An 11,269-nucleotide genomic window follows, 5' to 3' on the forward strand; every position below is an offset into this window, starting at 1 on the left:
AACCCCTGGTGAGAGCCGGAGCTGCTTTTTGTTTATCCTCTTAGTTTTTGGCTGTGCACGGAACCATCATGACCCTGCTGAAGCGCTATGTACAGACGCAATACGACCACGCCACCTGGGTGCGGCTGGTAGAGGCCTCCGGCATTACCTACAGCGACTTTGAAGTGCAGGCCGTGTATCCGGATCAGGACCTGTATACGCTGGTGGGCCACGCCGCCGAAATGTCCGGCGTGCCGGCTGAAGAGCTGCACGAGAAATTCGGCGAGTACCTGGTGCCCGACTTGATGCTGATGTACGGCAAGCTGGTGGACCCCACGTGGCGGACGTTGGAGATGGTGGAAAACACTGAAAAGCATATGCACGTCCATATCCGGCATCAAAACCCCGGCCATAACCCGCCCGTGCTACAGGTAGAGCGGCTTGGGAAAAATGAGCTGCAGGTAGAATATGTTTCTCCGCGCCGGATGGGCGCGCTGGCGGTAGGCATTATCCGGGGCCTGGCCGTGTATTATAACGAGGAAGACCGAATTGAGATAGAGCCCGTGACCAGTGAAAACGGCGAGCGGGTGAGTATCCGGGTAAGGCGTAACTAGCCTCGCTAAACCAACCCGGGGCCGCCGGAACGGCTGGCAGCCATAACCTTTCTACCTTGCCTGCGGTTAGCATCATTGCTTCAGGATAACTAAAAACAGCACATGCTACAGGTAGGCAACTCAGCTCCAGACTTCACTCTCAAAACCACTACCGGCGAGACGTTTCGCCTCTCCGAGCAGCGTGGCAAGCGCAGCGTGGTATTATACTTTTACCCCAAAGATGATACGCCCGGCTGCACCGCCGAAGCCTGCTCTTTCCGCGACCAGTACGAGGATTTTAAGGACCTTGGCGCCGAGGTGGTGGGCGTAAGCTCCGATAGCGAGGCCTCGCATCAGAAGTTTACCCAGAAGCACCGTTTGCCCTTCCCGCTGCTGGCTGACGAAGGCGGCAAGGTGCGCAAGCTCTACGAGGTGCCCCGCGCGCTGCTGGGCATAATCCCCGGCCGGGTCACGTTCGTCATCGACAAAGAAGGGGTTATCCAGTACATCTTTAACTCCCTTAACCGGGCCACCGACCACGTAGCCAACGCCAAGCAGGTGTTAGCCACCCTGAGCACACCGGCGTAAGCCAGGCACTGGCGGCAAGCAGCTGCCATTGGGTGGCTTAGAATACCCTTTGCCGATTTCTAAGTAGAGTTCTTGATAGAAAAGCATGAGCGATAAGCTTCCCCATTCTCTGATACCTGATACAGATGTCGCCCGTCTGCGGACGCTGCATCAGTACCAGATTGTGAATACCACGCCGGAAAAGATTTTTGATGATTTTGTCGCCCTGTCTGCGCAACTCTTCAACGTTCCTATCTCCCTGATTTCCTTGGTAGATGAGGATAGGGTGTGGTATAAGGCTAACACCGGGTTGCCCGGCCTGGAAGGCGTGGCTCGCCCCGACAGCCTCTGCTCGGCGGCTATTCTGCAGGATGAGCCCCTTGTATATCCGGATCTGGAAAAGGAGCGTTGCCGGTTGGTGAGCCCCTTTGTGGCGCAGTCGGCGGGGCTGCGGTTTTATGCCGGCTCGGCCCTGCGCATGCCCGATGATTCTAACATTGGTACGCTGTGCGTGATTGGCCGTGAGGCCCGCGAGTTTACGGAAACGGAGTCGGTGCTGCTGACCCGGCTGGCCTACCTGGTTAGCCAGACCATTGCGCTGCGCGGCCAATTCTTGGCCCAGGGCCAGCTGGCAGAGTGGGACTACGCCCACGATGAGCTGGAAGCCCGCCTGAACGAAAACACCACCCTGGCTCGCTATCTGACTTCCCGCGCTATGGGCGCGGCTAATTATGATACCGATGTGCTGGATATGGTGTATACCCGCCTGGAAAGCATTCAGAAAGTGCTGGATAAATATATGGTAAAGAGCCAATAGCCGTCGGTATTTCCGGCATCCATATAAAAAAAGAGCCCGCCGGATATGGCGGGCTCTTTTTGGTTAACCGGCAAAGCCGGGGTGCTTACATGGTGTACTTCCGGCCTTTGTTCTGCTGCTTCAGGTAAGCCATCAGCGGCTGGAAATAATCTACCATGGCGCGGGCAGAAAGGTCTTCGCCGGTTTTCTCTTTTAGCACCGTGCGCCAGTCTTTGCTTGCTCCGGGGCGCATAATGTCGGCCAGAAAATGCCCTACTTCCTTGCTGCCGTAGTAGTTGGTGGCGTGTGGGTCCTGCTTCAGGATTTTCTTGGCAATGTGGTCGTGCAGCTGGAACAGGATAACGTAGCTCAGCGCATAGTCATAATACTGCGCGGGGTCGTCGTTGATGTGAGTTTTGGTGGCGGGGTCCAGGTACTGCTCGCCGCGCGTGGTGGGCGGCACAATGCCCTGGTACTGCTTGGCCAGGGCCCACCAGCGGGCATTCAGCTGGTCGGCGGGGAGCTTATCGGCATAGAAGCTGTTTTCCCACTCACTCATCACCCCCGAAGCAAAGGGAATGAACACGGCATAGTTCAAGGCTTCCTTCAGCAGCGTCTGGGTCTGGTCGGTCTGGGTTTTGGGGTCTACCAGGTTCAGGCCCGCCAGGAAGGGCTTTTGGGTAGCGGCCAGACCCATGAGGCTGCCCATGGCCTCATGGTAGGCACGGTTAGCACCACCTCGCAGCAGCACGGGCACTTCGGGGTTGGTGTAAGTGAGGTAGTAGTAGATATGCCCCAGCTCGTGGTGGGTGGTTTCGTACCACTCGGTGTTGCCTTCCACGCTCATCAGGCTGCGCACATCGTGGTCCAGGTCCATGTGCCAGGCCGAGGCGTGGTTGTTCTTTTTGTACCCGGCATCTTTAGGCAGCGGGTACAGGCTCGACTTTTCGTAGAACGAAGCGGGCAGGGCCGGGAAGCCCAGGCTCTGGTAGAAGCGCTCGGCCTGCTTTACCTGCCACTCAGCGCCCTTTTTGGCCAGTATGGGGTCAATGTTCAGGCCTTTCACGTCTACCATGGCGCTCCAGTCCTGGCCCCAGCGGTTGGGCAGCCAGGAAGCGGGTAGGTAGTCGGGTACCTGCTTGACGTTGTATTTCTTGGCCAGCTCGTAGCGGGCGTAGGTGTGCAGCTCCCGATAGAGCGGGCGCAGCTCGTCGTTTATTTTGCGGACCAGCGCCATCATCTCCTCGCGGGTCATGCCGTAGTCGGAGGCCTGGTAGGTGAAGTAGTCGGGGTATCCCAGGGCCTGCACGGTCTGGTTGCGCAGGTCGCGCAGGTTCAGCAGGCCGTCTTTCAGCGTGGGGCCAATGGCTTTGCTGGCTTCCCAGATCTGCTGGCGCTTAGCGGGGCTTTTCTCTTGGCGCAGCAGCTCGTCCAGGTCGTTGGTGGTCACGGATTTGCCCTGGTACTTGTAGTCGAAACCGTAGAGCTTTTCTGTTTGGGCGGCTTCGGCCTTAATGCGGCGCTTCACCACATCGGCAATAGTCTGGGGCGAGTTGGCGGCGTTGTACAGCGCCGTTTGCAGCTGCTTTACCTGCAGCTCGCTGAGGTCGGCTTTGTGGTCGAGCAACTCCCGCAGGCGCTTTATATTTTCTGCCGAGCCGGTGAAGGCCGCCATGCGCTCATTGGCGCGGGTGGTGGCCCCGGAGTTGGCCGTATCACCAGCCACAATATGCGTGTTAGAGCGCCATTCCGCTTCCGCCGAGGCAGTATAGAGGCGCTGGTACTCGGCGGAATAAGTCTTCAGGAAATCATCGGCCTGCTGGCTCCAGGAAGGTGCGGCCGCAACGGGCGCCGTTTCGGTGGGGGCCGGGGTAGTAGCTACGGGCGCCTTGCTGGTGGTAGCACACGACCATACGCCCGTACCCAGCGCCGCAAAGGCCAGGCCGGATAACAAGGTTTTTTTCATGGGTGGGAAAGAAGGGTAAGACAAAGGAAGGCCGCCAGGCGGCGAAAGGCCTAAATTAACCATCCGCCCGGAATTCGCACGGTTGCTCCGCATTCCCCGGCAAGGATAGCCGCGCCGAGGCAAATCGGGCCGCATCCATGGCAGCTCAGGCTTCCTGCAGCAAATGACACTCTTTGTACTTCATGCCACTGCCGCAGGGGCAGGGGTCGTTGCGGCCGAACTTGCGGCGACTGCGCAGTGCCTTTAGCCACAGGCGCGGGTCGGTGGCCCACTGCCCGAAGCGGCTGCGCGGGTTCTGACGGAAGGCCATCAGCAGCAGCCCATATAGCTCGGGGTGCTCGGTCTGCAGCTTCTCGGGCTTCTCAAAGAAATACTCCGTTACCACGGCAAAAAACTCCGCCTCATTGGTGCCCGCGTAGTCGTTTATTTCGGAGCGCCCGGCCCGGATGGCGGCTATTTCGCGCTGCATCACGGCTTCCCACTCGGGGCGCAGGGCGGCCGGAAACGTAAGAGCCGGCACCCCGTCAATGACGCCATCGGCCTCATCCAGCAAGTGCGCAAACTCGTGAATGCCCACGTTCTGCCGGTCGAGGGAATCCTTGAAACCCTGCTCCAGGGAGGCTTTGGACAGGTGCATATAGTGGGAGGACTGGAAGTTGCGCACCGAGCCCAGCAGCGTGCCGGCCAGCGGGGCTCGCTCCTTGTGGGGGTCCTGTTTTTCCTTCCAGGCATCCGGCACCACCAGCACCTCGCTCAGGTTGCCATACTCCCAATCGGGAAAGCCAAACACAGGAATAATGGCCGAGGCCGCCACCAGCACCCGCGTTACATCGTCAATTTCAGTCTGAATACCGGTGATGCGGGTCTGGGCCAGGAAAACCTGGATTCGTTTTTCGAAACGAGACTTATCAACCTCGGAAAGCGACAAATAAAACGCCACCCGTTCGGCCAGAATCTGCCGCCAGGTTTCGGGGAAGTCGGCGGCCAGGGCCTGCCGGCGCAGGCGGGCGTCGCGCGTGGCGTAGCGGTAAAAGAAAAACACCAGAACGGCCACCAGCGCCGCAAAAATGAAATACTGCATGGGCCAAGTAAACGGGGGCTTCCGGGGAAGGTTGTATGGCTTTTGAGGGACCGGAACACCAAAAACCCAGAGGCCTTATTACTGACCTCTGGGTTTAGGGCTTTGTTTGGAAATGGGCCTTTTTACTACCCGCAGCTATTTAGGCCTTCTCACCATCAGATAATCAAGGTAGTACAGCACCTTCACGGACAGCGAGTTATTGTGCGGCGTATTGATGGTGTTATTGAAGTTATCGAAGTACTGGGGCGTGGCTTTTTCGGCATTCAGGAAGGTATAGCCAGCGTTTTTCCAGACTATGCTTACCTGTGAGCCCGGCGCAAACCACCAGGAGTACACTGCATCCACATTGAAAGCATTGTAGGTATTGTCGCGGTTGCGGCGGTAGTCGGCCTGCCGTTCCTCGCCATCTGGGCCCAGCACGGCAAAGTCGGCGTAGCGCACGTTGCTGGTGTAGTGCCGCGTGCGCAGCGTGAACGACATACGGTTGGTGAAGGTATAGGCCGCCGATACTACGTTGGAAACCGTGGCCACATGGCGGCGGCCCAGCATAATCTGACCGGTGAAGGGTAGGTCCAGAGCTTCCTGCTGGCTAAGGCCGCCGTTTACAAAGCCAATCTGGTTGCGGTGCAGGCTCCAGTCCAAGCTATAGCTGAAGGTGAGGTGGTTGTTTATCCGGTAGCGGGGGTAGGCGCCCAGGCTGTATTTCAGGCGTCGCTCGCGCGGCAGCCGCTCATCCAGGCCGAAGCGCTGCAGGCCGGCATTCATACCCAGTGCAAACCGCTTGCGCGTATCGGAGTTAAAGAAAGCCACGAAGTCGGCATTGCCGGGCACCCGCACAAAGTAGTCGCCCAGCGGGTAGGTGCGGGGCTCAAAGTAGTCGTGCGAAACAGGGCTCAGCACAAAGTCGTAGCCCACCTGCAGAAAGCTCTTGGTGAAGGTGGTGTTGAAGCCGTTGTAGAAATACAGGCTCTGGTAGCGGGTAGGCTTGTAGAGCAGCTCGTGGCCCACCTGCCCGAAAAATGCCATGTTGTTCACCTTCCAGAACGGCTGGTACTTGCGGTAGGCCACGCTAAACGACTGGGAAATGCTGTTGTTGGAAAACAGCAGGCCCAAATCGTTGGGGTTGTACTTATCGGACTCTATGCTGTGGTTTATGTCCCAGGTCAGGTTGCCGCTGATTTTGCCCACGCCCAGGGAGTATTTATAGCCATCCTGGTCGTCAATTGGCTTATCGGTGCCGAACTGCGTGCCGCGCCGCCGCGAATACACCATGCTGCCATCCAGGGCGTAGGAATTCTTCTTGTTATTGAAGCGAAACAGGCCGCCCGTCACGTTGGCATCGTAGGTACTGCCCCAGCGTGTGACGTTGGTGTTGATGAGCGACACGTAGGAGTTGTTTTTCAGGGACTGATCCAGCACGGCAATGTTGTAATTGCTGAAGGGCTGCGTGAGTACCTCCCGCTCCTCGCCGGTTTCGGTGTTGCGCACAGTGGCGTACACATCATTGGAAAGCGCATTGAACAACCCCACGCCAAGCCCTTTTTTGGTGCGCCCCGAAATCTTGGTGGCGTTCAGCAGGCGGGTTTCGGCCGGGTTGCGCAATATCTTCTCATTGGCACCCCTGCGTACCCCATAAAACCCGATGGGCGTGGCGCCCACACGGCGGGAGTAGAACAGGTTGCCTTTGTTGAAGAGCTCCGTGCCTTCGGTAAAGAACTGGCGGTTTTCGTTGAACTGCACCTCAAAAGGCGAGAGGTTCAGAACTTGGTTGTCGCTCTGTACCTGTCCAAAGTCGGGCACTAGGGTGGCATCCAGCGTAAAGCTTTCATTGATACCCCATTTCACGTCAGCGCCGCCATTAAAGGAGGTGGTAGTGCGCTTGGTGCCTTCCTCATTCAGCGGGTTATGGTTCACGTACCCGGAAATGTAAGGCGTGACGGAGAGGCGCAATGGTGGTTTGATGTCCCGCACGCCGCGCAGCTCGCCCCACTGGTTTACAAAGCCATTCACAGTGGGCTTCACCTCGTTCCAGAAAAACTGCTGGTTGTCGCGCTTGCGCTGGCGGGCAAAGTTGAGGCCCCAAAGCTGCTCGGGTAGTTTGCTGAAGCGAATGGCGGAGTACGGAATGCGCATTTCGGCCACCCAGTCGGTGCCGTGCTGGGTGGTGCGGGCATCCCACACGGCGTTCCAGTTAAAGTCTTCGCCCCCGGCCGGGGAGTAGCGCCCATCCAACTGCACGCCCGAGGTGGTTACCGTGAAGTTGTAGCCGTTCAGCTGGTCGTGGTAGGTATCCAGAAACACGGAAAACAAGTCGGAGTTGCCAAACTGGTCCCGCTGGGTCATCTCCCGCATAATGGAGTCGGGGGAGGAGTCGTGCATAATGGCCCCGATGTAGAGGTTGGCGTCGTCGTAGAGCACGCGCACCTCGGTACGGTGCTTCTCGGGCACGCCGGGGTTGGGCCGCTGCTGAATAAAATCGGTAGCAATGGGCGCCTGCTGCCAAACAGCTTCATCCAGCAGCCCATCCAGCTTAATACCCCCACTAATGCGCAGGGCCTGCAGCTGCTTTTTGGGCGCCGCTGCTGCCGGGGCGGGCGCTACCTGGGCCAGGGCCTTTATGCCCAGAAACAGGAGGCCCAGAAAAAGAATAGAAATACGAAACATGATGCTGGTTTTCAGGAGGTAGGAACTGAAAGTAGGGCGAGGAGGTGCAGCCCAAAACAGGGCCGCAAACCGGACAAAGCCGTGGCAGGCAGCAACAAAAAGCTGCGCTGGGAAAAGCTGTCGGCGAAAGGAACGGTAGGAGGAGAGGGCTTGCTGCCGACGCCGGATGGAATGCTGCCGGAAGGCAGATTCCCGCGGAAGGGACGCTGGGCGCCCCGGAAATAAAGTGCCCAGTCCCGGCAAACTCCCTCGTTACGGAGTCACTCACCACAGCTTACTCCTGATAATGCAGTATCAACAGAGAGGCCGGGACTGGGAATTACCTAACTGATATGCGTATAAGTTAGTGCTTTACTTGGACCGGCGGATATAAATGTCGCCGTTTAAGCTCTTCATCATAAACTCGGCGCCGCCGCCGTTAATCTTGCCGTACGTCCAGTTGTCGGTGTTCACGCGGTAGGTGCCATTCTTGGCGGTGCGCGTCACTTTGGGGGCGCTGTCGTCGGTGGTCATGTCGAAGTCGCTGTAGATTTCACCCATATCCGACTTCAGCTTCAGAGAAGCCTTGGCTTTGGCCGGTAGGGTGATGTCCAGCTTGCCGTTCACGGTGGAGAAGGCCATGGGCGCCCCCGCCGTTACGCTGTTGAAATCGGCTATTATTTCCCCGTTCACGGTGTTCAGCACCGCGGAGCCCGCCACATCTTTCAGCCGGATAGAGCCATTCACGTTGGCTACCTCCAACTCACCGGCCACGTTTTCTACTACCACGTCGCCATCCTGCACAGTAGAAATCTGCAGGGAAAACTGCCGGGGTACGCGGATAACGAAATCAACCGGATGCTGCCAGGACTGCGTTTTGATATACACGTGGTTGGCGCGCTCCTGCGCTGTCACGTCCATATTATCGGCCTGTGAAATGCGGCGCATGCCGGCGGGCGCTTCCGAGGAGCCGGACTCGCGCCGCCCGCCCCGGGTAGAGGTTTCAATCACGACGTTTTTATCCGACGTACCAATAACCCGAATACCGCCTCCCACCAGCTTAAGGTGCAGGGTGCCGGGCTTGCCGGGGGAGCTAAGCGCTACCACCATCTGGTCTTTGGTAGCCTGCTGCGCCAGCAGTGGCTGGGCCCAGGTAAGTACCAGAAAAGCCAGGAGGGCACGAAATACTATCTTGTTCATCAGTTTTGCTTTTTGATGGTGACGTCGCCGTTCAGGGTTTCCAGGCGGATATCGGGGCCGCCTTTGCCCAGGCGCACGGCCGTCTCTTTGTTGAGTTTATACTTGGTGCCGGCACCTTCGCGCTGCTGATTCTGCGTTACGCGGGCCGGCAATACTTCTGTCTGCGGAAAATCAGTGTACATCTCGCCGTGCAAGCTTTTGAAGTGCAGGTCCGCGGAGGCGTTGGCCGGATAGGTCACCGCAATGTCGCCGTTGATGGTTTGGTAGGAGGCTGCCTGCGTGGGTGCCGTGGTGAGAGAGACTTCTATTTTACCATTCACTGTTTTGGCCACAGTAGCCTCCCTGACATTTCGGATAATGACGGGGCCGTTGACGTTGCGGGCCTGAACCAGCCCCGTCACATCCTGTACCTGCATCTCGCCACCGTTTACCGTAGAGGCATTTACTTTCATATCCCGGGGCACTTTCACCCTGATATCGAAGGAATATTCGTAGTCAATGTCGTGGTTGTTCCAGTTTCGGTTCCGGCGGGGCCGGGAGTCCTGGGGGCCCTGCAGGAATACAATTACACTGTCACCGCGCTGCTCAAAGCCCATCTGGGCTTCCTTTTTACCCTGCTCTAGTTGGGTGGCGTTGTCGGCTTTAATAGTCCTGGTAGCTTCTACCACCACTTTATTGCCGCTATAGCCCTGCACCGTAACCGAGCCGAAGATGTTGTACACGGCCAGGGTGCTACTTCCGGCGGCCCCGGTGAGGGCAAACTCCCGGTTAATTTTCTCTGTGGATTCGCGGTCCTGGGCCTGCAGAGAGCAGCTAGGCAGCCACAGAAGTGTCCAGATCAGTCCGAGTATGGTTAAGGGTTTCATCGTAGGTTGAAGGGGTTGAGTGGTCCGCAGACCGTTCTGTAGACAAAGACTGAATGCTTTGCTCGATTTTGGTTTTTACCTGCTCGTTCAGGTTTTCCTGCTGCAGTAGTTTCCGCAGGGGGCGCACCGAGCGGCGCTCCTGCAGCTGCACCATCACATCGGCCATTGCCGACTGCACAAGCGGGGATTCTTGCTGGGCCAAGGAGCGTACCAGGCCCTGGCGCACCGTGGGGTCCTGGGAAAGGCCCGCCAGTACTTCCAGCGACGCCAGCCGCACATTCACGTTCGGGTCCTGGTTAAGCGTGCTGAGCAGGGCCGCCACCACCCGGTCGTTGCTGGGGGCCAGCTCCTCGGCGTAGCTCACGGCGCGCAGCCGCTGCACCGCCGAGGGGTTAGCCAGCAGCGTGAGCATTTGCGCCTGCTGCACATTTCCGTCCGGGGCTTCCACTACCGCCATGGGCTGTTCGGCATTGGCCGGAGCAGCCGTTTCCCGGCCTCGCAGCAGGTAGCCGGCCGCCAGGCCCACTACCAGCAACACAAGGCTGTAAGCCAGGCGGGTAGCATATTCCGGCTGCCACCAATCCTGCAGTTGTTGGAGCATGCCCGCCAACGACCAGCGCTGCTTGCGCTGCTCATCGGCCTGAAACTCCGCCAGCATGCTGTAGAAGCGGGGGCGCAGCTGCTCACTGGGCTCCGGCACGGGCAGGTTTCCCATAGTGTGCCAGAGCTTTTGAACGGCCTGCAATTCATGCTGGCAGGCCGGGCAGTTCGCCAGATGGGCGTGCATTGCCTGTTGTTCCTGCGCCGACAATTCGTTGGCCAGCAAGTCCATCAGCCCTTCTTGCACTCCCTCACAGTTTCCGAACTTGGCTTCCATTTTCCATTAGCAAATAAATGTCCTTCAATTGGCAGAGGGCCCGGTGCGCGCGCACCTTCACGGCTCCTACCGTAGTATCAAGCAGCTGCGCTATCTGCTCGTATTTCAGCTCCTGGAAACGACTCATGACGAGTATTTCCCGCTGTTCGGCACTGAGGCGGGCCATAGCCCGGTGCAGTTGCGCTACCTCCTGTGCCTGCTGCAGACTGGCGTCGGCCGTCGTCCCGCCTGCAATTTTTTCGGCCCAGTCTGCTATGTCCTGGTGATGGGCCGAGGGTTTGTTTTTCTTCGCGGCATCGGCTAGCACGTTGCGCGCGAGGTGGTACATCCAGGTTCGAAACTCGCCCTCCCCGGTGAAGGTGTGGCGGTATTTCAGCATGCGGTAAAATACGTTTTGCACCAGGTCTTCGCTGGCCGTGGCATTACCGTTAGAGTGGTAGAAAAACGCCAACAACGGCCGATGGTAGCGCTCAAAGAGCAAGCCCATCTTATCGACCTGGCCGGCCTTCACTTGCAGCATGAGCGAATTGTCCGTGAGCGAGTTCAAGTGGAAGTCGATAAGTGGTTGGCGTATTCGAGCGTGGAAACTTCGGCTTTTGGGGAAGGTTACAGCTTATTTCAAATTTTTTTAAAATTCCTTCAGTAGCCCTGATCATGCCCTGAATTGGTAGGTAGCTTATAAAGTGTAGCAGCACTTCCAT

Annotated in this window: 10 protein-coding genes; 3 read left to right on the forward strand and 7 right to left on the reverse strand. The window is 58.0% G+C overall.

What is annotated here, in order from left to right; genetic code table 11:
• Window positions 1–53 precede the first annotated feature (53 nt).
• From AM218_RS05285 to AM218_RS05295, 3 genes are all read left to right on the forward strand, one after another.
• A complete protein-coding gene (locus AM218_RS05285) occupies window positions 54–593 on the forward strand; it encodes a heme NO-binding domain-containing protein (RefSeq protein WP_231717550.1) in 540 nt (179 codons plus the stop codon).
• 102 nt (window positions 594–695) lie between these two features.
• On the forward strand, window positions 696–1,160 hold the full coding sequence (locus tag AM218_RS05290) for a peroxiredoxin (RefSeq protein WP_054412527.1): 465 nt from the start codon (window positions 696–698) through the stop codon (window positions 1,158–1,160).
• 85 nt (window positions 1,161–1,245) lie between these two features.
• Window positions 1,246–1,956: a GAF domain-containing protein gene (locus AM218_RS05295; protein WP_054412528.1), complete on the forward strand. Its 711-nt coding sequence runs from the start codon at window positions 1,246–1,248 to the stop codon at window positions 1,954–1,956.
• Between the two features lie 85 nt (window positions 1,957–2,041).
• Here AM218_RS05295 and AM218_RS05300 read toward each other — a convergent pair whose 3' ends face one another.
• The 7 genes from AM218_RS05300 to AM218_RS05330 form a co-directional block, all read right to left on the reverse strand.
• Window positions 2,042–3,901, reverse strand: coding sequence for a M2 family metallopeptidase (locus tag AM218_RS05300; protein ID WP_054412530.1), 1,860 nt, complete (start codon window positions 3,899–3,901; stop codon window positions 2,042–2,044).
• 145 nt (window positions 3,902–4,046) lie between these two features.
• Entirely contained in the window at window positions 4,047–4,982 is a 936-nt protein-coding gene (locus AM218_RS05305; protein ID WP_054412532.1) for a zinc-dependent peptidase, read from the reverse strand.
• A 135-nt stretch (window positions 4,983–5,117) separates the two neighbouring features.
• Entirely contained in the window at window positions 5,118–7,646 is a 2,529-nt protein-coding gene (locus tag AM218_RS05310) for a DUF5916 domain-containing protein (RefSeq protein WP_071843701.1), read from the reverse strand.
• A 351-nt stretch (window positions 7,647–7,997) separates the two neighbouring features.
• Complete coding sequence (locus AM218_RS05315) at window positions 7,998–8,825, reverse strand: DUF4097 family beta strand repeat-containing protein (protein WP_054412534.1); 828 nt, start codon at window positions 8,823–8,825, stop codon at window positions 7,998–8,000.
• A complete protein-coding gene (locus AM218_RS05320) occupies window positions 8,825–9,691 on the reverse strand; it encodes a DUF4097 family beta strand repeat-containing protein (protein ID WP_054412536.1) in 867 nt (288 codons plus the stop codon). Before AM218_RS05320 ends, AM218_RS05315 begins: the two co-directional genes overlap by 1 nt.
• Window positions 9,639–10,538, reverse strand: coding sequence for a HEAT repeat domain-containing protein (locus tag AM218_RS05325; protein ID WP_197274020.1), 900 nt, complete (start codon window positions 10,536–10,538; stop codon window positions 9,639–9,641). Before AM218_RS05325 ends, AM218_RS05320 begins: the two co-directional genes overlap by 53 nt.
• 4 nt (window positions 10,539–10,542) lie before the next feature.
• Window positions 10,543–11,115, reverse strand: coding sequence for an RNA polymerase sigma factor (locus AM218_RS05330; protein ID WP_316937431.1), 573 nt, complete (start codon window positions 11,113–11,115; stop codon window positions 10,543–10,545).
• Between the last annotated feature and the right edge of the window lie 154 nt (window positions 11,116–11,269).

The organism is Hymenobacter sp. DG25A (assembly GCF_001280305.1).
Classification (GTDB): domain Bacteria; phylum Bacteroidota; class Bacteroidia; order Cytophagales; family Hymenobacteraceae; genus Hymenobacter.

Coding starts and splice junctions, on each gene's coding strand:
- AM218_RS05310 (WP_071843701.1), bottom strand. CDS start 7,646: ATGTTTCGTATTTCTATTCTTTTTCTGGGCCTCCTGTTTCTGGGCATA.
- AM218_RS05295 (WP_054412528.1), top strand. CDS start 1,246: ATGAGCGATAAGCTTCCCCATTCTCTGATACCTGATACAGATGTCGCC.
- AM218_RS05305 (WP_054412532.1), bottom strand. CDS start 4,982: ATGCAGTATTTCATTTTTGCGGCGCTGGTGGCCGTTCTGGTGTTTTTC.
- AM218_RS05315 (WP_054412534.1), bottom strand. CDS start 8,825: ATGAACAAGATAGTATTTCGTGCCCTCCTGGCTTTTCTGGTACTTACC.
- AM218_RS05300 (WP_054412530.1), bottom strand. CDS start 3,901: ATGAAAAAAACCTTGTTATCCGGCCTGGCCTTTGCGGCGCTGGGTACG.
- AM218_RS05320 (WP_054412536.1), bottom strand. CDS start 9,691: ATGAAACCCTTAACCATACTCGGACTGATCTGGACACTTCTGTGGCTG.
- AM218_RS05290 (WP_054412527.1), top strand. CDS start 696: ATGCTACAGGTAGGCAACTCAGCTCCAGACTTCACTCTCAAAACCACT.